Source organism: Pseudoalteromonas shioyasakiensis, assembly GCF_001550135.1.
Lineage (GTDB): Bacteria > Pseudomonadota > Gammaproteobacteria > Enterobacterales > Alteromonadaceae > Pseudoalteromonas > Pseudoalteromonas shioyasakiensis.
Genome location: NZ_LRUE01000001.1, coordinates 56,709 through 77,372, shown reverse-complemented (window position 1 = coordinate 77,372; position 20,664 = coordinate 56,709). Strand labels below are relative to the sequence as shown.

Annotated in this window: 26 protein-coding genes and 1 pseudogene; 11 read left to right on the top strand and 16 right to left on the bottom strand. The window is 40.5% G+C overall.

Annotation, left to right across the window (positions count from 1 at the left end; translation table 11 throughout):
• Positions 1 to 2: 2 nt before the first annotated feature.
• Positions 3 to 1,262 carry a tetratricopeptide repeat protein gene (locus tag PASHI_RS00415; RefSeq protein WP_054561741.1) on the top strand — a complete coding sequence of 420 codons (1,260 nt, stop codon included), beginning with the start codon at positions 3 to 5 and terminating at the stop codon, positions 1,260 to 1,262.
• A gap of 56 nt (positions 1,263 to 1,318) precedes the next feature.
• Complete coding sequence (locus PASHI_RS00410) at positions 1,319 to 2,323, top strand: hypothetical protein (RefSeq protein ID WP_062564204.1); 1,005 nt, start codon at positions 1,319 to 1,321, stop codon at positions 2,321 to 2,323.
• 14 nt (positions 2,324 to 2,337) lie between these two features.
• On the opposite strand, the gene PASHI_RS00405 is transcribed toward PASHI_RS00410, so the two are convergent.
• Both PASHI_RS00405 and PASHI_RS00400 read right to left on the bottom strand, forming a co-directional pair.
• Complete coding sequence (locus tag PASHI_RS00405; RefSeq protein ID WP_054561739.1) at positions 2,338 to 2,673, bottom strand: TraR/DksA family transcriptional regulator; 336 nt, start codon at positions 2,671 to 2,673, stop codon at positions 2,338 to 2,340.
• A 51-nt stretch (positions 2,674 to 2,724) separates the two neighbouring features.
• Positions 2,725 to 3,702 carry a tRNA-dihydrouridine synthase gene (locus PASHI_RS00400; protein WP_062564203.1) on the bottom strand — a complete coding sequence of 326 codons (978 nt, stop codon included), beginning with the start codon at positions 3,700 to 3,702 and terminating at the stop codon, positions 2,725 to 2,727.
• 173 nt (positions 3,703 to 3,875) lie between these two features.
• On the opposite strand from PASHI_RS00400, the gene PASHI_RS00395 reads away from it, so the two are divergent.
• The 9 genes from PASHI_RS00395 to PASHI_RS00360 all read left to right on the top strand — a co-directional run bounded on the left by PASHI_RS00395 (position 3,876) and on the right by PASHI_RS00360 (position 12,107).
• Complete coding sequence (locus PASHI_RS00395) at positions 3,876 to 4,415, top strand: HvfA family oxazolone/thioamide-modified RiPP metallophore (RefSeq protein WP_062564202.1); 540 nt, start codon at positions 3,876 to 3,878, stop codon at positions 4,413 to 4,415.
• A 53-nt stretch (positions 4,416 to 4,468) separates the two neighbouring features.
• A complete protein-coding gene (locus PASHI_RS00390; RefSeq protein WP_062564201.1) occupies positions 4,469 to 5,332 on the top strand; it encodes an HvfB family MNIO-type RiPP peptide maturase in 864 nt (287 codons plus the stop codon).
• Positions 5,325 to 6,083 (top strand): HvfC family RiPP maturation protein, encoded by a 759-nt coding sequence (locus PASHI_RS00385; protein ID WP_279625931.1) that lies wholly within the window; start codon positions 5,325 to 5,327, stop codon positions 6,081 to 6,083. The genes PASHI_RS00390 and PASHI_RS00385 overlap by 8 nt, the downstream gene beginning before the upstream one ends.
• An 85-nt stretch (positions 6,084 to 6,168) precedes the next feature.
• Positions 6,169 to 6,291 (top strand): hypothetical protein, encoded by a 123-nt coding sequence (locus PASHI_RS22295; RefSeq protein ID WP_254907726.1) that lies wholly within the window; start codon positions 6,169 to 6,171, stop codon positions 6,289 to 6,291.
• A 161-nt stretch (positions 6,292 to 6,452) separates the two neighbouring features.
• On the top strand, positions 6,453 to 6,998 hold the full coding sequence (gene apt, locus PASHI_RS00380; RefSeq protein ID WP_054551549.1) for an adenine phosphoribosyltransferase: 546 nt from the start codon (positions 6,453 to 6,455) through the stop codon (positions 6,996 to 6,998).
• A 3-nt stretch (positions 6,999 to 7,001) separates the two neighbouring features.
• A complete protein-coding gene (gene dnaX / locus PASHI_RS00375) occupies positions 7,002 to 9,455 on the top strand; it encodes a DNA polymerase III subunit gamma/tau (protein ID WP_062564200.1) in 2,454 nt (817 codons plus the stop codon).
• Between the two features lie 59 nt (positions 9,456 to 9,514).
• Complete coding sequence (locus PASHI_RS00370) at positions 9,515 to 9,841, top strand: YbaB/EbfC family nucleoid-associated protein (protein WP_054551547.1); 327 nt, start codon at positions 9,515 to 9,517, stop codon at positions 9,839 to 9,841.
• A 10-nt stretch (positions 9,842 to 9,851) separates the two neighbouring features.
• Complete coding sequence (gene recR / locus PASHI_RS00365; protein ID WP_054551546.1) at positions 9,852 to 10,460, top strand: recombination mediator RecR; 609 nt, start codon at positions 9,852 to 9,854, stop codon at positions 10,458 to 10,460.
• Positions 10,461 to 10,910: 450 nt separating this feature from the next.
• Complete coding sequence (locus PASHI_RS00360; protein ID WP_062564199.1) at positions 10,911 to 12,107, top strand: tyrosine-type recombinase/integrase; 1,197 nt, start codon at positions 10,911 to 10,913, stop codon at positions 12,105 to 12,107.
• Positions 12,108 to 12,109: 2 nt separating this feature from the next.
• On the opposite strand, the gene PASHI_RS00355 is transcribed toward PASHI_RS00360, so the two are convergent.
• From PASHI_RS00355 to PASHI_RS00295, 14 genes and pseudogenes are all read right to left on the bottom strand, one after another.
• Complete coding sequence (locus tag PASHI_RS00355; protein WP_062564198.1) at positions 12,110 to 12,880, bottom strand: hypothetical protein; 771 nt, start codon at positions 12,878 to 12,880, stop codon at positions 12,110 to 12,112.
• A gap of 142 nt (positions 12,881 to 13,022) precedes the next feature.
• Positions 13,023 to 13,223, bottom strand: coding sequence for a helix-turn-helix transcriptional regulator (locus tag PASHI_RS00350; protein WP_062564197.1), 201 nt, complete (start codon positions 13,221 to 13,223; stop codon positions 13,023 to 13,025).
• 187 nt (positions 13,224 to 13,410) lie between these two features.
• Entirely contained in the window at positions 13,411 to 13,692 is a 282-nt protein-coding gene (locus PASHI_RS00345; RefSeq protein ID WP_062564196.1) for an LIM domain-containing protein, read from the bottom strand.
• Positions 13,693 to 13,699: 7 nt separating this feature from the next.
• The gene (locus PASHI_RS00340) at positions 13,700 to 13,996 is read right to left on the bottom strand and encodes a hypothetical protein (protein WP_062564195.1); all 297 of its coding nucleotides are present in this window, start codon (positions 13,994 to 13,996) and stop codon (positions 13,700 to 13,702) included.
• A complete protein-coding gene (locus tag PASHI_RS00335; protein ID WP_062564194.1) occupies positions 13,993 to 14,352 on the bottom strand; it encodes a hypothetical protein in 360 nt (119 codons plus the stop codon). Before PASHI_RS00335 ends, PASHI_RS00340 begins: the two co-directional genes overlap by 4 nt.
• A gap of 75 nt (positions 14,353 to 14,427) precedes the next feature.
• Positions 14,428 to 15,279, bottom strand: coding sequence for a hypothetical protein (locus PASHI_RS00330; RefSeq protein ID WP_062564193.1), 852 nt, complete (start codon positions 15,277 to 15,279; stop codon positions 14,428 to 14,430).
• Entirely contained in the window at positions 15,276 to 15,908 is a 633-nt protein-coding gene (locus tag PASHI_RS00325) for an MT-A70 family methyltransferase (RefSeq protein ID WP_062564192.1), read from the bottom strand. Before PASHI_RS00325 ends, PASHI_RS00330 begins: the two co-directional genes overlap by 4 nt.
• A 10-nt stretch (positions 15,909 to 15,918) precedes the next feature.
• Positions 15,919 to 16,566, bottom strand: coding sequence for a single-stranded DNA-binding protein (gene ssb, locus PASHI_RS00320; RefSeq protein ID WP_062564191.1), 648 nt, complete (start codon positions 16,564 to 16,566; stop codon positions 15,919 to 15,921).
• A 10-nt stretch (positions 16,567 to 16,576) separates the two neighbouring features.
• On the bottom strand, positions 16,577 to 16,864 hold the full coding sequence (locus PASHI_RS22290; RefSeq protein ID WP_279625934.1) for a DNA translocase FtsK: 288 nt from the start codon (positions 16,862 to 16,864) through the stop codon (positions 16,577 to 16,579).
• A pseudogene (gene rdgC / locus PASHI_RS00315) lies at positions 16,841 to 17,725 on the bottom strand (recombination-associated protein RdgC); the annotation flags it as partial. The gene PASHI_RS22290 and the pseudogene rdgC, both read right to left, overlap by 24 nt.
• Before the next feature lie 10 nt (positions 17,726 to 17,735).
• Entirely contained in the window at positions 17,736 to 18,116 is a 381-nt protein-coding gene (locus PASHI_RS00310; RefSeq protein ID WP_062564190.1) for a hypothetical protein, read from the bottom strand.
• 7 nt (positions 18,117 to 18,123) lie between these two features.
• Positions 18,124 to 18,267: a hypothetical protein gene (locus tag PASHI_RS21935; RefSeq protein WP_156426439.1), complete on the bottom strand. Its 144-nt coding sequence runs from the start codon at positions 18,265 to 18,267 to the stop codon at positions 18,124 to 18,126.
• A 301-nt stretch (positions 18,268 to 18,568) separates the two neighbouring features.
• Complete coding sequence (locus tag PASHI_RS00300) at positions 18,569 to 19,738, bottom strand: hypothetical protein (RefSeq protein ID WP_062564188.1); 1,170 nt, start codon at positions 19,736 to 19,738, stop codon at positions 18,569 to 18,571.
• The gene (locus tag PASHI_RS00295) at positions 19,739 to 20,662 is read right to left on the bottom strand and encodes a Rad52/Rad22 family DNA repair protein (RefSeq protein ID WP_062564187.1); all 924 of its coding nucleotides are present in this window, start codon (positions 20,660 to 20,662) and stop codon (positions 19,739 to 19,741) included. It lies immediately after the preceding gene.
• Positions 20,663 to 20,664: the final 2 nt, after the last annotated feature.

Genomic DNA, 20,664 nt, shown 5'->3' with positions numbered 1-20,664 from the left:
TAATGAGAAATTTATCTAAAGTAACTGCACTTGCGCTTCTTATGTCTCTATCAGGTGTAGCTTTCACTGCACCTGCTTTAGCGGCGCCAGATTACGCGAAGATTGAAGCGCGTAAAAAAGCAAAAACTAAAGTTATGGGCGAGCGCGTTGGTAAGAAAGTTATTAAAGCGTTTGACTTGTACAATGAAGATAAGCTTGATGAAGCGATTGCACTACTTAAAGAAATTGATCCTTCAGATGATTTCGATAAGGCAACAGTTGATCGTTACTTAGGTCAAATGTACGCTCAAAAAGAGCAGTACCAATTGGCTATTAAGCACATCTCAGCGGCAGTTAAGCCTGACGTTTTAAACTTTGCTGACCAAGAGCAAGGCCTAAAACTTCTAGGTGATATGTACGCGGGTACTGAGCAATATGCAAAAGCAAAAGAAGCTTATGCAGCTTGGATGGACTTCACAGGTGAGGAAGACGACAAAGTTTATACACGTATTGCGCAAGCAAACTACGAGTTAAAACTTTATAAAGACGTACTTCCTGCTGCAGACAAAGCAATCGAATTGGCAAAAGAACCTGCTAAAGCTTCTTACCAATTAAAGCTAGCTGCCTATTTTGAACTTAAACAGTACAAAAACATGGTAGAAGTAGCTGAAGAGATTGTTCGTGTTTGGCCTGAAGACAAAAAAGCCTGGGTTGGTTTAGGTAAATACTACCTACAAACCGAAGACTTCAAGAAAGGTCTTGCGACCATGGAAGTTGCCTATAAAAATGGCTATTTTGAAAACGAAGTTGAATACAAAGTACTTTCTAACTTCTATTCGTTAAATGATATTCCTTACAAAGCAGCAGTGGTGCTTGAAAAGGCAATCAACGAAGAAAAAGTTAAGCGTAACAAGCAAAATATCAGTGCAGTGGCATCTAACTACCACCGTTCTAAAGATATTGAAAAAGCAGCTAAATACTATGAAGAAGCGGCTAAATTTGATGACGATGCAGAGCTTTATCGCAAAGCGGGTTCATTACTTTTACAATCGCAAAACTATAGTGCAGCCGTTGTTCGTTTGAACAAGGCATTAGAGTTAGGTTCTGACAAAAAAGGAACTATCTACTCTGATTTAGCTGAAGCTTACTACTACCAAGAGAAGTACAAGCAAGCTTACAACGCTATCACTAAAGCAATGGATGATCCGCGCACGCGTCGTTTCGCGAAGAGCTGGTCAACCTTCATCAAAGATAAAGCCGCTCGTAACGGCGTAAAAATCTAATTGATGTTGTTTTAAATTAAAAAGCCCCTCTGGGGCTTTTTTTATGGAATTTTAAAATGCTAAGACAGATCGTATTATTAGTTGTCGCAAGTGTGATGCTGATAGCTTGCTCTGAGCAAACATCAGGTTTCAAAACATTTAGTGAAGGGCAGCAAGCGCTGCAAACTATTAATAATTTATTATCGACTCAAGAACAGCAAAGTGAAGCTGCTAGCTGGCCTTTCTCAGAAAGTTATTTGCAAGCGCGTCATCAAGCTTATCAAGGACTAAAAGCAACGACGTTAGATGAGTCCCAACAGGCGCAATTAAATTATTTAATTATTGCTGAGCGTTATCCTGAGCGTTACTTTGTATGGCCTTTACAACGTGATGTTATTAGCCAAGCTCGTTCATTAGATGACTACTCAGTAAATGCATTAGCTGACTGGATAGAGTTAGTTGAAACGCAGTTAATTGCAGCTGAGCAAAGCAACCTGAAATTAAATAAAATCGAATTAACGCTTTTACACAATATGGTCAAATCGCACCTTGATAATAGTGATGACAGTGTACAAGCAGCACTTAGTAAACTTAATCAATATTTAACTCAATATAAACCGCGTACAAAACTTGGTTTAGTCGGTTTGGCAAACGGTAAAGATTGGTATCAAAGTAAACTTAATTACTTTAGTGGTGAAACTAAGCCACCTTTAAATTGGTTAAGTGAGATACAGGCTTCGTTAAAGCAATCGCAGAGTGCAGATTTTGTATTACCTGTATCAAACTCTCACGCTAAACCACTAGTAATGAATTATTTTGTAGAAAATCATCAGCACACAGGCCTTGATTGGCAGCTTGATTATCTCGACCCGCTCAAAAGTAAGCGTAAATTAACACAAGGCGAGCAATACTTCTGGCAAGTTATGATGGAAACTGATTTAGGTATTCATTATCACACGTGGAGTGAACAACAAGCACGTGTTAACTTGATGAAGCGTTTAGGTGTAGATCAGCAGCAAGCTGATTGGTTAATTGAGGATATCGTGCTTTATCCTGCGATGAGCTTTATTTTTATAAATTAGTACAGCGCTGCGCTCTATGGAGCGCAACGTCGACAGCGTTGGCTTGCAGGATCTGCAAGTAAACGTTCGTCATCAATTTTTTCTTCACAATCACAGCAATAGCCATACTGCCCAATATCGATTTGGCATAGTGCTGCTTCTAACTTTTCTATTCGAGCAATCAATATTTGATACTCAGAACCGAGATTATTTGCTGTCAGCTCTAACCAGTCTGAAGGGGGATTATCCTTGAGTTGCGATAGCAGTTGCTGATGATAGGCTTGATCAGAATTAGCCAGCATATCGAGTAAACGTTGTCTAACCTGCGCAAGTTCCGCAGATAACTTTGTTTGAATTTCAGTATTGTTCATCGCTTTTCTTCCAAGTGGGCAATACTAGTATTATCAAACAAAATTGATTGGCTAATTATGATTTGTATCAATACTCGGCGCTTTCGCGTACTTTCTTAGTACATCTGCAACTTCATCTTTGGCTTTTAGGCGGCGGATCTCATCAAAAAGTGCGTTAGCTTGTGGGTATTGGCGTTTTAAATAGCCGAGCCATTGCTTAGTACGAGAAGCAAAATACTTTTCACATTTGCTCTCGTCTTGATGCATAGATGAATGAATAATGTGGTATATCACATGCTCCCATAACATCGGAGTGTAATGCTCGTTTTCTGCATGAGATTTTATTTGTTTTGCTAAATCAGGCATCGCTAATGCACCACGACCAAGCATTAGGTCTTGGCAATGACTGCGCTTTTGACAAAGCATGGCATCTTCAACTTGCCAAATTTCGCCGTTAGCAACGACAGAAATATTTTTATCTTTGATCAACGGAGGGATTTTTTCCCAGTATGCCGGTGGGTTGTAACCATCTCTTTTAGTTCTGGCATGAATAGCAAGACTTGAAGCACCCGCGCTAACAACAGCATCAACAATTTCTTGGCTATTACTATCATCATCAAAACCAAGCCTAATTTTGGCACTAACTTCATGGCAAGGATCAACAGCATCACGTACGGCTTTAATAATTTCGTACATGTGCTCAGGGTCTTTTAACAGTACCGCACCACCTTTACTTTTGTTCACTGTTTTAGCAGGGCAACCAAAATTTAAGTCAATGCCATGGGAGCCTAGGCGTATTGCTTTGACGGCATTTGCTGCTAAAGCATCGGCAACTTGGCCTAGCAACTGAATACGCACTGGCGTACCTGCACGGGTATAGCCACCTGTTTTTAGCTCAGGACAATAGCGATGAAACACGCGTTCGGGCAGTGTGTCTTCAACGACACGAACAAACTCTGTTACGCATAAATCAAATCCACCTAAATCAGTTAGGAGTTGTCGCATTTTAAAATCCACAACGCCTTCCATCGGTGCTAAAACTAGTCGCATGATACCTGTTAACTCATCAAAAATTAGGACGCGTATTCTAGCTGTTCTGGATTGTTTTATAAATCGTAATTTGCATTCTGGGTAGTTTTAGAAAATAATTATAAAAATTTTGAAAGTAATTTTTAGTTCTCGGGTCTTGTTTAATAACCCTTTATAAAAAAGAGAGTCATCGAATGAACACAGTTAAGAAAAATTCAATTGCATTAACACTAGGTGCGGTTGTAGTAGGTGCGTCAAGTTTTGCAGCCACTGATGCCAGTGCAAACCCATTTGAATTTCAGCAAATGCAAGCAGGTTATCAATTAGATGCCGCAGAAGGTAAATGCGGTGAAGGTAAATGCGGCGGCGATAAAAAAGCCGAAAAAGAAGGCAAATGTGGCGAAGGTAAATGTGGCGCAGACAAAAAAGCAGCTAAAGAAGGCAAGTGCGGCGAAGGTAAATGTGGCGCAGACAAAAAAGCAGCTAAAGAAGGCAAGTGCGGCGAAGGTAAATGTGGCGCAGACAAAAAAGCAGCTAAAGAAGGTAAGTGCGGCGAAGGTAAATGTGGCGCAGACAAAAAAGCAGCTAAAGAAGGCAAGTGCGGCGAAGGTAAATGTGGCTCAGACAAAAAAGCGGCTAAAGAAGGTAAGTGCGGCGAAGGTAAATGCGGCGCAGACAAAAAGAAAGCTAAAGAAGGTAAGTGTGGCGAAGGTAAATGTGGTTCTAACCACTAAGCGCTCATTTGCTTTTAAAAGGGCCGTAAAGGCCCTTTTTAGTAGGAGGTAGTATGTTAAAAGAATCAGTAGCTGATTTTGGGCAGGTTGGTTTAGGTTTGCGCCGAGAAATGCTTGATGAAATGCTCATTGATGTTCCAAAACCCATTGAGTTTTTAGAAGTTGCACCAGAAAATTGGCTCAAGCTAGGCGGGCGTTTTGGAAAACAATTTAAACAGCTTACCGAACAACATGCCTTTGTATGTCATGGTTTATCGTTATCGATTGGCTCACCAGCAGCGCTTGATATTGACTTTGTGCAATCGCTAAAAGCTTTCTTTAAAGAGCATAATATTCGTTTATTCAGCGAACACTTAAGCTACTGCTCGGGAGAAGGGCATATGTACGATTTAATGCCTATTCCGTTTACTGAAGATGCAATTAAACATGTGGCCTCTCGTATTAGGCAAGTACAAGATATTCTAGAGCAGCCAATTGCCATCGAAAATGTCTCTTACTATGGCGCGCCCGGCCAGCAAATGACAGAACTTGAATTTACCAATGCTGTTTTAGAAGAAGCGGATTGTAAACTACTGCTCGACGTGAATAACATTTACGTTAATTCGATTAATCATGGTTACGACGCTGAGCAGTTCCTAGCGGCGTTACCAACAAAACGTATTGCCTATGGGCATGTTGCGGGCCACTACACTGAGGCAGAGGATTTACTGGTTGATACCCATGGTGCGCCAGTTATCGATCCTGTTTGGCAATTACTTGAAAAAGCTTATGAAGTTCATGGGGTATTTCCTACTTTGTTAGAACGAGATTTTAATATCCCTCCTATGAGTGAGTTATTAGCTGAACTGAAAACTATTGAAGCACTGCAGCAAACAGCCAGCAAACAAAACCAAGCAAGGGTGAAACACAGTGCCTAATCATTTTACCCAAGTGCAGCAAGCGTTTATGGCACATATCCGCGACCCTCAGCAACATGCTAAGCCTAGCGATGTTGAAGAGCGCCGGATGGCGATTTACCGAGACTTATTTTTTAACAATGTGGATGGCTTTGTTAGCTCTGCGTATCCAGTACTAAAAAGTTTATATTCAGAGCAAGCTTGGTACAGACTCGTTAGGCAGTTTTTTAGCCTGCATGATTGTAAATCACCTTATTTTTTAGATATTGCAGGGGAGTTTTTGACCTTCCTTGCTAATGACTATGAAGTGCAAAGTGATGATCCCGCGTTTATTTTAGAGCTAGCGCACTATGAATGGGTTGAGCTTGATGTATCGGTTGCTCAAGAGGTGGCAGAAGAGGTCAGTTTATCGGCTCATCAAGTGACAAGCTCTGCATTATTCTTAAGTTCACTTGCGCGTAACTTGAGTTACAGTTTTCCTGTTCATACCATCAGTGCAGATAATCAACCAAGTGAACCGGCAGCACAACCGAGTTACTTTGTGGTTTATCGTGATAGCGATGACGAAGTACAATTTTTATCGACAAATGCGATGACCGCATTACTTCTTAATATCATAGAATCTCAGCCGGGTGCAGATTTAAATGATGTATGCCAAGCAGTTGCAGAGCATGCGCCTCAATTTAGCCAAGAGCAGCTGTATCAGGGAGCGCTCAATACCTTAAGTGCCATGGCAGAGCGCGGCATTGTGGTGACTAATACATTGGTTTAAAAATCGGCTAAAGCTCTTTATTGATGAGGGCAGTTCGACTATTATGTGCGCCTTATTTTGTCGTGCTTAAATAAAGGTAGTAACTATGTCGAATGATAAAGACTTTAAAGATCCGTTCAATGCAACTTATTTCATTGCGTTTTTAGCTGTATTCGGTGGCATTGGCTGTCTAAACGCTATTCTTGGTTGGATCACTTCTTTATCTTAATCTGCGCAAGCAAATTTAAGACAATAGGCTGCATAATGCAGCCTTTTTTATAGTTGATATTTCTTGTTAAGTGATTAATTTCGAAACTTGCTACCGACTTTCCTCTAAGGTGATGTTATACTCTCGAGCTTTGTTAGATAAACTTTTTGAGCAGTATAATTATGACTCAAGCAACTTCAACGCTCATCAAACAGAGCATTGCAACGATCGCTGATTACCCAAAGCCGGGCATTATGTTCCGCGACGTAACTACTTTAATGGCTAATGCTGACGCATTTAAAGCAACTATCGACAGCTTTATCGCAGCATATAAAGACCAAGGTTTTACAAAAATCATCGGTACTGAATCTCGTGGTTTTATCTTCGGTGCACCTCTTTCTTATGCACTAGGTATTCCATTCATTCCAGTTCGTAAACCAGGCAAACTTCCTCGCGAAGTGATTTCACAAAGTTACCAATTAGAGTATGGTGAAGATATTCTTGAGCTTCATACAGACGCAATTGTCCCTGGCGATAAAGTGTTACTGGTAGATGACTTACTGGCGACAGGTGGCACAATCGAAGCAACTGCAAAATTAGTTGCTAAACTAGGCGGTAACGCAACTGATGCAGCATTTGTTGTTTCTTTACCTGAGCTGGGTGGTGAGCAACGAGTTGCTGATATGGGCATCAAAATCTTAAAGTTGGTTGAATTCGAAGGCGAATAATTAATGAGTTATCAGGTTCTAGCAAGGAAATGGCGACCACAAACCTTTCACGAGTTAGTGGGGCAGTCTCATGTTAAACAGGCATTAGTCAATGCATTAACACAAAATAGACTGCATCATGCTTATCTCTTTACTGGAACCCGTGGGGTGGGTAAAACAACCATTGCACGTATATTCGCTAAAAGCCTCAACTGCGATAAGGGTATCTCTGCAGAGCCATGCGGCCAATGCTCAAGTTGTACTGACATTGAAGCAGGCCGTTATATCGATTTGTTAGAAATCGATGCGGCATCACGTACCAAAGTAGAAGATACCCGCGAAATCCTTGATAACGTTCAATACGCACCAACACGTGGTCGTTACAAGGTATACCTAATCGATGAAGTTCACATGCTATCTAAGCATAGTTTCAATGCATTACTTAAAACATTGGAAGAGCCGCCAGAGCATGTGAAGTTTTTATTAGCGACAACCGATCCACAAAAACTGCCAGTGACGATTTTATCGCGTTGCTTACAGTTTAATTTAAATGCTTTGTCGCAATCAGAAATTCATGATCAGCTTGCCCATGTTCTTAATCAAGAACAGCTAAGTTTTGATGATAAATCATTGTCTATTTTAGCTAAGGCAGCCGATGGTAGTATGCGTGATGCACTGAGTCTTACAGACCAAGCAATTGCTCAAACCAATGGCAATATTAATCATCAGGCTGTGCAAACTATGCTTGGTTTGATGGATACTCAATATAGCCAAACCATGTTAGCAGCGTTATTGTGCCAAGATGGCGATGCGTTACTTCAAGAAGTAAAAGCGGTCGTTAGCCGAAACCCTAACTTTGTAGCTTTGCTCGACGATTTAATTGCCCTTACGCATCTTATTCAGCTTGTGCAACTTGTACCTAATGCAGCGGCCCTTGATGATACTAACCGAGATTTTATTGAGCAGGTGGCACAAACCACTGATGCACAGCAGATGCAGGTTTACTACCAATTGCTACTCAATGGTAAAAAAGATTTGCAATGGGCACCCGATGCTAAACTTGGTTTTGAAATGATCATGTTGCGATTGCTTGCATTCCAACCTACGCAATTTGCACAAAGCCAAACACCAACGAATACCCAGCAACAGGTTAAGCCAAGTGGTGCCGGTGCACTGCGTGATATTTTAAAAAAATCTACCGCGCAACGTGAGCAAGCAGCTTCAGAGCAAGCACCAGTTGCACATAGCTCTGCACAGACAACTGCTGTTTCTTCAGAGCCTCAGCCAACACGAGCTGAGACTACTCAAGCAGAACCTATTCAAGCAGCCAAGGCAGAAACGGCGCATAGTCATCAGCCTGACCAGCAAGTTGAAGCAACAGCAGTAGAGCAGCCTGATGCTGGTCAACAGCCTCAGCAATCTGTTGAAACTGCAATGGCCGCTGAAGTTCAACCAGCGCCACAACAGCAAGAGCCAAGCCACTCAGAGCAAGTGCCAGCAGCTGAATACTCATCACCAGAGTATTCTTCGCAAGATTATATGGACGATCATGATGCGCAAATGGACTCATCACTTGCTGCGCAATACGATGATGTGATGAATAGCGCCTATGATCAGGGCTTTACTGCCAATGAAGCATCTGCGCCTCAGCAACAGCAAACTGCACCTGCACAATTACAACAGCAGCAAAGTCAGGCGCAGTCGGCCATTGCTCGTATTTTACAAGACCGCAATATTTCAGGTGCCGGGCGTTTAAGTGGTGCACCAACGCAAACTAATGCTAAAGCAGAACCACAGCCTGAAGCTAAGCCCAAAGCAGAGCCGCCAGCGCAACAAAGCATAGCCACGACCAATATTCAGCCTCAGCAGCAAGCAATGGCTGCTGAAGTAAAAAAGCCCATCCCCCAGCAAACGGGGGAGAGCAGTAGTAAAGTAAAAAAAGTCGACTTTCGAGAAAAGCATCAAACAATCACCGAAAACTTAGCGCCAGAGTTACTTGAGCAGATCAATCCACAAAAAGCGCCAGAGCCAGTAGTTGAAGAAGCCAGTATTCCGATACCTGATGATTTTGAAAGCCCGATCAGCAGTATTAAATTTGCACACGAACAAGACGAATGGGCGTATTTAATTAAACGCATGGGGCTGGGTGGTCGCATGCGCCAATTTGCGCTGCATTCAATCTTTACCAAGCAGAATAATCAGCTGCACATTGAAGTTGATTCATCACAGCGCCATTTAGATAGCGCTGTGCTTAGACAAAAGCTCAATGCTGCATTAAGTGAAATTTACGGCCATAATGTTGAGCTTAGTATCGAGTTTGCTGATGGCGTAATTGATTCACCATATTTGATTCAACAAAAAATTGATGCGGGACGTCATCAACAAGCCATTGATGTAATAAATAGCGATGAAAATATAGTGCAATTTCAGCAGTTATTTAGCGCTATAATCGATGAAAACAGTATTCAGGCATTGTAATTAGTTACAATAGCCCTTATCTTCATGCCAATTAAAGTAGTTTAGAAAGAGAGACAGTTATGTTTAAAGGTGGAATGGGTAACATGATGAAGCAAGCGCAGCAAATGCAAGAGCGCATGCAAAAAGCCCAAGAAGAAATCGCAAACCTTGAAGTTGTAGGTGAAGCAGGTGCAGGCCTAGTTAAAGTAACTATGCTTGGTAACCACAATGTTCGTCGTGTTGAATTAGATGACAGCCTAATGGAAGACGATAAAGACATGATCGAAGATTTATTAGCGGCAGCGTGTAACGATGCTGTACGTCGTGTTGCTGAAGAAACTCAAGAGCGCATGAGCAAAGTAACTGGCGGTATGCAATTACCACCAGGTATGAAAATGCCATTCTAAGTGATTTTGTATGCAACTATCTCCTAGTTTAACACAGCTAATTGAAGCGCTACGATGCCAGCCGGGCATAGGTCCTAAGTCGGCACAGCGCATTGCTTTTCATTTGCTTGAGCGTGACCGTCAGGGTGGTAAACAGCTTGGCCATGCATTAACCAAGGCAATGGATGAAGTAGGGCACTGTCAATCTTGTCGTACTTTTACAGAGCAAGCGGTATGCGACATTTGTTCAAGTGTTAAACGCCAAGATAGTGGTTTATTGTGTGTCGTTGAATCACCAACCGATGTACTCGCTATTGAGCAAACTGGTCAATACCAAGGTCTTTACTTTGTTTTAATGGGTCACTTGTCGCCAATTGATGGCATAGGACCAAAAGAAATTGGCCTTGATATTCTTGAAAGCAAGTTGCAACAAGGCGGCATAAATGAGGTGATCCTCGCGACCAATCCAAGTGTTGAAGGTGAAACCACAGCCCACTACATTGCTGAGCTTTGTCATAAGTATCAGGTAGGTGCATCTCGAATTGCTCACGGTGTCCCTGTCGGTGGAGAGCTCGACTTACTCGATGGTATGACATTGATGCACGCATTTAGCGGACGACGCGCCGTAAACCAAAACTAATACCGAAAATGGTATCAAAAGCCTGCTTTAAGCAGGCTTTTTTGTGTATAGCTCCCCAATTTAGCCGTAAATTTAATTTTTTGCCTTGAAGTTCAAAAAGCCTGCCCCATATAAAGAGTCATAGTGCAGATTAGACACTTTGTTAATTGGAGATTTACACAATGACTGCAGCACAAAAAGAAACATTAGGCTTTCAAACAGAAGTCAAACAACTATTAAACCTGATGATTCATTCAATTTAGTCATTCAGAACAATTAATTACCTCTCCGCAATAAACCTTCTTATTATACTAAATTCAATATCTTACACCGGTTTTAACCATCTTTAATCCGCACTACTAACGACTAAAAAGAACTGTTATGCTTGGCAAGCGCGTACCAAGCTGTGTACCATAAATTTTAGACGGCAAATTTGGTACACATTTGGTACACAGTTAGAGCGTGAGCATAATGAAAATAACAGCTGCAAAACTTAAAAGCATAAGTGGAAAACCTTATAGCGGAAAGCCTGAAGTATCTGATGGTGATAATCTGTCACTGCGTATTTCACCAAAAGGAAAGATCACGTTTCAGATTAGGTACAGGCTAAAAGGTAAGCCTGCGCGTTATAAGATAGGCACATACCCTGAAATGAGCTTGGCGAATGCAAGAGAGGAATGCGAACGTCAAATGACTCAGGTTAGAAAAGAGTTAGATCCGCGGAACATGAAAGCGGTAAATAATGTCAGCGTTGTTGAAACAGAAAACCCTACCTTAATTGACGCAATTAATTTTTGGTACGCACAATACTGCGTCAACATGCGAGATCGTCCACAAGAAATTTATAACCGTATCGTTTCCTGTATTAATGACGATTGGCGCAATCAATATGTTGCTGAAATTAGTAAGCATCATTTTTCTGTTTTATTTAAGCAAATGAATACCGATAGTATTGCTGCTGGCCGTGGCGATGGCTTTGCTTTCAATTCTATCATTGAGCTGCGTTCAGCTTTGCGCTTTTGCTTGAGACAAGCTTATATAACGAATGCTGAATTTGAAGCATTGCGTCCTAGTGACTTTGCGAATGACTACCAACCAAGAGAGCACTTTTTAACTATACATGAGTGCCGGCTTATTTGGTCTAATATTGACAACCTTGCTCTTACCGATAGAAACAAAGTTATCCTTAAATGCGCTATGATTTTTGGTTGTCGTATTAGTGAACTGTATACAGCACATAAAACTGATTTTGATTTAGAAGAGAAGTTATTCACCGTTAGGCGTGAAAATACTAAAGGGAAAACACAGTCAATAGTTAGGCCTATTCCAGATGTTTTGATTAATGACCTTCAGTATCTGAAAGACCTTAGTCCAGGCTTCATTCATATGTTCCATAACCGTGGAGGGGATAAGCCAGCGAGTGGCTCAAGTGTAAGCACAATAGCTAATACATGCTATGAAGAAATTGAGGGTGTTAGGCCATTCAGGATGCACGATTTTAGACGAACCTTATCAACTCACTTAACAGACGCAGGTTGTCCATTGCAGTTTACTGAGAAGTTACTAGGCCATAAAATGAAAGGGGTGCTTGCTATCTATAACAAATCACCCATGCTCGACGGTTTGACACTATGGTTAGATAACTGGGTAGCAATGATTACAGAGTAAAATCAATTTTCAGGAACGTAGTTACATTCGAGTTTAATATTATTAAACCGGGCTTTTTCTTCGTTTCTCCATTTATCATAGACTTCAGATTCCAAAGGGAATCGTTTGGGTTTTCTGATACCATATTTTTTAGTTGGTTTTTGCGGTTCGGGATGGTTTTCGGTTGCCGTTATATATGGTTTTTTGGATGCAGGTATTGTTGATTCAATCAAATGAATTGAGCTTGTATTAATTGCTTTTACATTACTTTCACTCAAAGACCAAAAAAATGAAAATGGGCCGCTTGAACCAATATAACTAAGACAAGAAATGCTTGTTTCATTCTTTCCGTATTTCACGGTTTGTATTTCCATCTTACCTTCCTTTATTAAGTGCGGGGCCAAAGAGGTGTTATTTAGAATGGTAAATGCTGTATAAGTTATTATTAAAAATCCGACAAGATAAACAGGTTTTTTAAAGCTTTTTATTGATTCGCGAATAGGATCTAACATTCTAATTTCATCATGAAATAAGATGATGTCCACTATTGAGTACACAACCAAACCGCACAGCAATAAAAACATAAAACTATCTAGCGATGCAGTTATCTTTCTTATGCCTAAAATTAGATAGTCAGAAAGAGTGGCGTATGCAAAAAAATCAATTCCAAATACTGAAAATAACTGATTTGTAGCGGATAAACTGATAATTAAACACAGCGCTAAAATTACACTTGAAAAAATAGCACTGTATGTTTTGAAGTTATCAATAAGGTGTTGGATATGGTTGTTCATAATTGCGCTGTAGGATTAAATATCTCAATTTAACAGATTAAAGCATTAATAACATTATAATTACTTGCGCTTTAACCTGTTAAGTCTTCTCATTAAATAGACCCTTTGTAACAATTAAAATGCTTTGACTAATAAGCATATATTATGCGCTTTGTTTTAATGATTCGTCTAAATCAGCGTAATGCTGATCTATTACGGTTTTTAACCAGCGATGTGGCCTACCTTCAATGGTAGGCTTCATAAAGTCACCTTTAGCAACCTGCTTTCTTAAGTAGTCTTCTGTTACACCTTCCATAGCGGCAACTTCTTTCGTTGTGTAAAATTTACTTGATGGTAAGCTCATAAATCACCTGTATTTAATTTAAATTTCGCAAAAAAAAGCGGGTAAATAGGACATAGTCAATAGGGTATCTATTTCCGCAATTATCACTTTCAACTTTGGCCCATGAAGCAAGTAAGCTCATAAAGAACCATATAAATAGAAAAATAATAGAGATAAAAATAATTCTATATTTTTTAGCTTTCATAGTTCATCTACCTTCATATTCTCTGAGACGTTGACTCTCTTTACTGGCTATTTCTATATGCGGCTTCAATAGCTTACGATTTGCTTTGCCTATCTCGCTACTTGATATATCTAGCCCTTTAAAAGTTTTGGTTTTATTATGCTCATCTTGAATTATCTCGTTGCGTTCAAAATCGCGCATTTCGATCACTTCATCAAAATGATCTTCACAAGCTATAGCGCCTCGATATTCATAAGCTTCATGGCTTTCAAGCGTTTTTTTACACTTGCTACATATATAAGCCATAAATCACCTATGCTGTTTTCTTGTTATCAATCGGGTTTGAAGCCAAATAGATGGCACTGTTTATATGTCCTGCCACTATCTCTAAACGCTCTGCAAAATCTTCGTCTTGTTCTGGTATTTCCATATCGTAATAAGTGCGTCCGTTCACTGTGCTGTAGTAAATTCGTATCTTTGGCTCTGTCATTACATCATTCATGTAAAGCTGAAATAGCTTCACAGGTTCACCTGGTTTATCAGGCATTGCTATTCGCATCTGTCGAAATAGATGCGTTAAATACTGTTTGCAAGTTGGTCGTTTTTTCATGGCTCTACCTCTTTTGCAGGAATGATTAAAAACTCATGTTCGCTGATCTGTATCTGATTGCCAAAATCCAATAAGTCACCACTTTCCAACAGATTTTTACAGGCAAAAAGATAGTCAAAATTGCCTGATTGGATAGCCTTATCAAGTAGCGTAATCATCACTAGCTCCTTTAATTTTTCTGACTCAAAGGTTCTGAAGTTAAGAGCGCAAACGTGCAGCCCTGAGGCGCTATTTATTTCCTCCTCTTTTTTATACATGTCAGCAAAGAAATTAATGGCTTTTTCTGTATCAACAACGTTTGCAGAAAAACTAACTTTGCAACCTTTCTTAAATAGTTCAGTAAGATGATCTGTCATTGGTTTGTTTTTCCTTTATCATCAAGCTTTGCAGCCTCTTTAGGTTTAAGCGCAAACCAGTTATGCGCTCGGCGTTTAACTTGTGGTTTCATGAATAATTTCACACTTTCTTTGTTTGTTTCGATACACAAAAGCCATCAAAGCTGCTGCTTCAGTACTTCCTGTTTTCGAAATATATGCATCGATACCATCTTTATTAAATAGTTCTATTTCTGCAGGTGTTAGGTAATGCCCTGCATGTATTTCACAATTGAGTAGTTTCATTGCTCTATCATTTTGAGATAGGTCTACGGTTTCAGTTGAAGGTGTGTAATATAGAACTGCGTAAATTGTGTTTAGGCTGTGATCTACCACCGTTGAGATATGTTCAGGTTGATAGCCTATATCTCTAAGAGTACAAATAAGTGCACGATCATATGAATTTACCTTTGAAAGGTGATTATCACTTCCATACTTCCTGAAAGATAAGCCATGTTTTTTGCAGTAATTGATAACGTTTGATTTAGAACAGCTCAATTGATTTGCGGCTTCTTCAATTGTAAGTTTATTGTTTATGCATTTGTTTAATTGATGTATAAACAACTCTTCATTTTCTATTCTTCTAAGGCGGTTCAATCCTATTTTTTTTCGTCTTGATTGAACCTGAGTTGACTTAATTGTCATTTCGTTAGCTATTTCTTGATCGCTTAAGCCTCTATGGAATAGTTCTTGGAGTTTTTCCTCTTCAAAGTTAAGCCAGAGAATATGTCCTCTTATGTAGTGATGGTACAAGCTTGCTACCTGTTGAACACAGCTATTCAACTTTAACGCTATCTGCTCAAATGAAGTGCGAGGCGCTTTAGATTTTTCTTCAATAATGCCCAAAATTAGAAGATCTCTTTCTGATTCAGCCTTTTTTTTGAGCTCTTCAATTGTATATCTAGTCATGCCGCTTTCGCCCTTTTATTTAATTTACCCACTTCATTACCCCAAACAGACCAGCCTTTAACACGCTTACGAGAAAATAACTCAATACGAGGCACATCACCTGCGAGCTCTACGCATGCCTCTCTAAACTCGTTTGGCTTTTCGCTATGCTGACCCACCTTAAAAGCACCGCTAAATATTGTGTGCTTCAAAACTTCATCTAAGCTTTCAGGATCGTAGTGACCTACAGCTCTAACTGAGTGGCTTGCAACTTTTGGCTTGCCTTTAATTGCGATAATGGCTGACTCACTTCCACCGCGGGTCCAAAAGCCCATACCAAAAAATGGAATGTTATTTACAGTTAGCTTGTTCCATACAAAGCCATTCATATTTTTAAGTGTAAAACCCCATGCTTTCACAACGTCTAAGGCTTCTTGTGGCATTGCGCCGACATACCACAGAACCAATATGCAATCTTCGGCTGCAATGTCGTCAATAGGCATCGCTTTTAGCTCTTCTACGCTCATTGTTGACTTGTAGTGATGAGCTGCGCCGCTTTTCATGCTTCCGCCTGTTTTCTTATTACTGAATTGCCAGGCAGGATCAGAGTAAATAAGGTTAAATTTTTGGCCGTTAAATTGTTCAAACATGGGGCTCTCCTTACATGCACATTAAGAGTGCAGGGTGCTGCAAGCCGATGGGGGCGAACGGGATATCATCATCTATAAAATCCATAGGTGGCTCCATTGGGTTTTGTGGCCCGCCGTACTGCTGTGATTGTTGCGGTTTAGGGGTAAATCCACCTTGCGAATTGTTATTACGAGCATTGCTTTGACGTTGATTGTTCTGTTGTCCGCCTTGATGGTGACTTCTTTGTTGCTGTCCACCTTGATATCCGCCTTGTTGATGACCGCCCTGATAACCACCACCTTGATAGCCAGTTCCTTGATGTTGATCGTTACTACGGCCACCAAGCATCTGCATCTGTCCGCCCATGTCGACAACGATTTCTGTTGTGTATTTTTCTTGGCCTGATTGGTCGGTCCATTTGCGAGTTTGTATACGACCTTCAATGTAAATCTGTGAACCTTTACGCAAGTATTCACCGGCCACTTCAGCAAGTTTCCCGAACAAAATGACGCGATGCCATTCTGTGCGCTCTTGCAATTGTCCTGTATTCTTATCCTTCCAGCTATCAGTTGTAGCCACACTGATATTTGCCACGCCATTGCCATTAGGCATGTAACGCACTTCAGGATCTTGGCCTAAGTTGCCAACTAAGATTACTTTATTAACTCCGCGAGCCATGGTTTACTCCTTACTTAACTAATACTTCTCGAGCGCCGTTATGACCTGGCGCGGTGATGATGCCGTTTGCTTCAAGCTGTTCAACTAATCGAGCAGCTCGGTTATAGCCAATTCGAAATTTACGCTGAATACGTGAAACAGATGCGTGCTGTGATTTTTGAACAAACTCTACTGCTTCGTTATAGAATTCATCATTGCCATTTTTGTCTTGAAATTTTGAGAGCAATGATTCGTTAGTATCGTCTTGATCTTCAGGGAACCCATTGACAAGGCCACCATTTGTAAGCTCGGTCACCATTTCGACCAATTCACTTGCAATTAAAATGAAGTCTGCATCTAACTTAATTGGCATATCTTCAGCAGGAATATCAGCGTTTTCTTCTTTCAGTGTGTCTGAATAGCCAACTTGTTTGATGGCACCATCATTTTGGAAGTTAAACTTGATACGGTCTTTCCAGTTAAGAGCTAGTTTTGTTACTCGCTTACCCAAATCTAAATGAGCTTTAATTTCGTCACCTTGTAAGTCATGACCTTTCAGTTTTACAATAGCGCCACTATCGTCTGCTTCTTGCATTTCTGCATCAGTGCCAATTGAGAAGTTGGCTGGGGTAGAAAAGTTAGTTAACCAATCAGTAAGAAAGACATCCAAATCAAATTCGCCAAATGCTGGAACGATTGGCAGGGTGCCAAGTGACTTACGCAATAGGGCGGTGAGCTCTTCAGCTTTTCCAAAACTAGCGCTGTTAACCACTAATAAACCGCTGTCCATGTCAATGAATGCGTATTGTAGGCTTGATTTAGTAAACGCTTGAGGTAGCAGCGTGTGCAAAGTGTTTTCTTTTAGTTCGTCACGTTCTTTCTTCTTAACAGTGCGATTTTCCTCAAGTTCAATTTGCTCAATTTTTTCCGCAACTATTTCATTAATTACAGCCGCTGGAAGAACTTTTTCTTCACGTTTAGCGCACACTAGGATTTTGCGATTTGAAAAGTGGCATAGTGCTTCACCATGTTTCCCAAAAGCTTTAGTCCAACCTAAAGTTGACAACTCTTGTTCACCACAGTGACGAAACATATCTTGCTCAAGTGCTTCGTTGAATTGTTCATTATTGAACTCAATTTCTTGCTTGAATTTATAAATTATTAAATTTGAAAAAAGCATAAAATTACCTTTAAAAAAATTCTTCATTGATGAGCTCTTGAGTGAAATTTTGTTCAAGAGGCACCCACTCAAAAATTGGTTTTTTAGTACGCTTGGAGTATTGCAAGGCACCTTTTTTATCTGCTTTATGTACTCGTCTCATACCTTTTAAAGCTCGTATATCGCCCGTTTTATTTGCTAGCTCTATAAAGTCATCAACTAGGCTTGGACTTGATAATTCGCCGCTGACAGCTGTAGGTTTTGACTTTAAAAACAATTCTTCAGTCATAACCTCAACCAGTTGTTTGTGCTGTGCTGGATTTTTTGGCGCAAGTTCGCCACGCATAGCATTTACCTTCTTTTCAGCAGCGGCTTTAGATTTCTTTTTACTTACGCCAAAGACACAAAACATACTGGACCTACTTGGTTGTGAGCCAGACAACGGTGGCAACTAAAATCACAATTGCCCCAATGACAGCAGTTAATTTGAAGAACTCTTTACGTTTTCGAGCTTTACAAGCACGTGTTGAGTTGCCGCGGATTGCCATGTAATCGTGCATCATAGTTAAGCCGCTCTATCTGCGTGAGTTAATGGTTTTATGCCGCCTAGAACCTCTATTAGGCTGTGCATCTTTCTGCACGTTTTAAAAGCCTCAGCTCTATTTCGAGTAAATTTCCCACCTGGTAAAACCCAACCTTCTACGTCTTCTTTTTTTGCACTTACTACTATTGCTGACCCAAAAATGATGTTGTTACATCGCAAGTGCTGAGTCATACGGTGTTGGGCTATTCTTGTTACTGATGACATAGTTTCTCCCCTTAAATGGCGCGCCCGAAGGCGCTAAATTTGTTTAAAGTTTGGAATTAAGCCGCAAGCGCTTTGTTTAATTCAGCTTCTAAGAATGCGATGTGACTTTCAGCTACTTCGAGCTGATCACAAACGCGGTCTAATTCATCGTTCTCTGCTCGGTCCATTGCACTCGGCCATAAGTCCAGAGGGATATAGCCATCAGTATTAGTTGTAGTTTCAAAAACATCTGACTTGATTGTCCCGCCTAGAAGCGGTGCATCTTGAGATTGAAGTTGGTTATCTTCTTGTTGTTCAAATTGAGCCTGCTGAACGCTATGCACATCTTGGTTGGTAGCTTGCTCTTCAATTGGCTGAGCAACTGAGTTAACAGATTCAAGTTGTATGGCTTGTGTAAGCATCATTCGCAATTGCTGAATTACCTGTGCTTGAAGCTGAATAACTTCATCTAGACGTGGTCCAAAGTCACTTTCAGTAGGTGTGTAGTTTTCTAACTGAGTAATACGGTCTTGGATCACTTGGCTAGACTTGCCAAAGAAATCCATAGGGCTGTTACGCAATTTATTAATGCGGTTTTCAATAGTACGCTCTTTTTCAATTTGCTCTTCTTTGGCGCGTAACTCAGCACGTTCAGCTTCAACTTTTTCGTTAGCTTTTGCTGTCTGATACATTTCATTAAGTGTTTCGATCACTTCTTTTTTAGCGTCGATAGCTTCATGAATAATGTCTTTGTGGAATGAATCAGTTTCGATGAGATCTACTGACTCCAGTGCATCAGCGATATACTGAGAGTCTTTGCCTTTACATTGCTGAATAAAGCCTTTGAACTCAGCAATATCTAGGCGTTGCTTATCTAGCATCGCTTCGTGTTCTGCTTTAATGCGTGCAGCTTCTTCTTTACGGCGTTTATCCTCTGCTTCAAACGCTGTAATGATAGGATTGTAAATAACATCAATTTTATTTATTAAGTCATCACCGTGATCTTTTAGCTCACTAGTGAAGCTGATTCGACGATCATTGATTGCCTTTGCTAGCTTGTTACGCTCAGTTCGAATTTTACGGGCTTCTTTGAAGTCATCATCATCTTGCATATCAAGTTTTAAAGACTTCGGGTACTTCTTACGAAGTTCTGCCAGACCTTGCTTTGTTAGGTCTTCTTGAAATACGACTTCTACTAGGCTTGTTGCAGTGCTTTGCTTTGCTGTAGTCATGGTGCTATGCTCCATTTAGTTTCTTAGGTTGATTAGTGCTTGTTGATGCGCTTCGTTTACCTGGCTAACAAAATTGGTTGCGTCAATTTTGTTGGCTCTACAATGGCCCTCAACCTCTTGAAGCAGTTTCTTGTGGTTAAGGTTTAAAATTGATTCGTTCTCAGCGCTTGTGATCAGGTCGCTGATTTTCGTGTTAATCCAATTCAAAAACTTTTTGTTTTTATTTATTGCTTCGTCTTGGTTTAGCTTTTCAAGCTCAGCCTTTTTGCGGTCTTTGATTGCTATCGCTTTGTCACGAATATCGATTCTGTTTACAGCTTCAGCGTATTTGTATGCTTTGTTATAAGCTTCACGCATTGATTCCATTAACTCTGCGGACTCAATTGCTTCTAAGTACTTATCGAATTTCGCTTTTGGTAACGCCCAATCTGGTAGTAGTGGAGGAAACCATTGCGCTTCCATTTTTGGGCCGTTTTTCTGTTGCTTATTAAGCGGAATGCGTATGTATTCACCATCACACTCGAAACGGTTATTAACTGGTGAGCAAGTTGCAAACTCTGACTCAAGAGAGTAGAGGTAACGGCCAATACCAAATTGAACGGCTGTTCGCTTCATAGCGCCTGACAGAGCGCCTTTAAGTGGCTCTATATTTGTGTACTCTGCGCCATCCCACTTAGTTACCCATTTATCTCCAATGCGAACTTTTAACCCGCAAAGGTAGCCTTTACCGTTAGATGCTTCTTGATAGACATTTTCCCAGCCATCCAGACCTAGAACGTCATCTAATCGTTGTTGGATTGCGCGGTTAGTGATGTATGGAATAACCATTACCCAAGGCTTTTGATTGTTAGATACACCGCTTTGTTGAACACGCCATTCAATGTCATGTTCTTCAAAAGGATCGGCTAATAAGCGCTGAGTTTCTTTAACGTCATGCATTG

Coding starts and splice junctions, on each gene's coding strand:
- PASHI_RS00405 (WP_054561739.1), bottom strand. CDS start 2,673: ATGAACAATACTGAAATTCAAACAAAGTTATCTGCGGAACTTGCGCAG.
- PASHI_RS00340 (WP_062564195.1), bottom strand. CDS start 13,996: ATGAAAAAACGACCAACTTGCAAACAGTATTTAACGCATCTATTTCGA.
- PASHI_RS00415 (WP_054561741.1), top strand. CDS start 3: ATGAGAAATTTATCTAAAGTAACTGCACTTGCGCTTCTTATGTCTCTA.
- PASHI_RS00400 (WP_062564203.1), bottom strand. CDS start 3,702: ATGCGACTAGTTTTAGCACCGATGGAAGGCGTTGTGGATTTTAAAATG.
- PASHI_RS00295 (WP_062564187.1), bottom strand. CDS start 20,662: ATGCATGACGTTAAAGAAACTCAGCGCTTATTAGCCGATCCTTTTGAA.
- PASHI_RS00390 (WP_062564201.1), top strand. CDS start 4,469: ATGTTAAAAGAATCAGTAGCTGATTTTGGGCAGGTTGGTTTAGGTTTG.
- PASHI_RS00395 (WP_062564202.1), top strand. CDS start 3,876: ATGAACACAGTTAAGAAAAATTCAATTGCATTAACACTAGGTGCGGTT.
- apt (WP_054551549.1), top strand. CDS start 6,453: ATGACTCAAGCAACTTCAACGCTCATCAAACAGAGCATTGCAACGATC.
- PASHI_RS00300 (WP_062564188.1), bottom strand. CDS start 19,738: ATGGAGCATAGCACCATGACTACAGCAAAGCAAAGCACTGCAACAAGC.
- PASHI_RS22295 (WP_254907726.1), top strand. CDS start 6,169: ATGTCGAATGATAAAGACTTTAAAGATCCGTTCAATGCAACTTATTTC.
- PASHI_RS00330 (WP_062564193.1), bottom strand. CDS start 15,279: ATGACTAGATATACAATTGAAGAGCTCAAAAAAAAGGCTGAATCAGAA.
- PASHI_RS00360 (WP_062564199.1), top strand. CDS start 10,911: ATGAAAATAACAGCTGCAAAACTTAAAAGCATAAGTGGAAAACCTTAT.
- PASHI_RS00355 (WP_062564198.1), bottom strand. CDS start 12,880: ATGAACAACCATATCCAACACCTTATTGATAACTTCAAAACATACAGT.
- PASHI_RS00335 (WP_062564194.1), bottom strand. CDS start 14,352: ATGACAGATCATCTTACTGAACTATTTAAGAAAGGTTGCAAAGTTAGT.
- PASHI_RS00310 (WP_062564190.1), bottom strand. CDS start 18,116: ATGTTTTGTGTCTTTGGCGTAAGTAAAAAGAAATCTAAAGCCGCTGCT.
- PASHI_RS00350 (WP_062564197.1), bottom strand. CDS start 13,223: ATGAGCTTACCATCAAGTAAATTTTACACAACGAAAGAAGTTGCCGCT.
- recR (WP_054551546.1), top strand. CDS start 9,852: ATGCAACTATCTCCTAGTTTAACACAGCTAATTGAAGCGCTACGATGC.
- ssb (WP_062564191.1), bottom strand. CDS start 16,566: ATGGCTCGCGGAGTTAATAAAGTAATCTTAGTTGGCAACTTAGGCCAA.
- PASHI_RS00370 (WP_054551547.1), top strand. CDS start 9,515: ATGTTTAAAGGTGGAATGGGTAACATGATGAAGCAAGCGCAGCAAATG.
- PASHI_RS21935 (WP_156426439.1), bottom strand. CDS start 18,267: ATGATGCACGATTACATGGCAATCCGCGGCAACTCAACACGTGCTTGT.
- PASHI_RS00410 (WP_062564204.1), top strand. CDS start 1,319: ATGCTAAGACAGATCGTATTATTAGTTGTCGCAAGTGTGATGCTGATA.
- PASHI_RS00345 (WP_062564196.1), bottom strand. CDS start 13,692: ATGGCTTATATATGTAGCAAGTGTAAAAAAACGCTTGAAAGCCATGAA.
- PASHI_RS22290 (WP_279625934.1), bottom strand. CDS start 16,864: ATGGTGACCGAGCTTACAAATGGTGGCCTTGTCAATGGGTTCCCTGAA.
- dnaX (WP_062564200.1), top strand. CDS start 7,002: ATGAGTTATCAGGTTCTAGCAAGGAAATGGCGACCACAAACCTTTCAC.
- PASHI_RS00325 (WP_062564192.1), bottom strand. CDS start 15,908: ATGTTTGAACAATTTAACGGCCAAAAATTTAACCTTATTTACTCTGAT.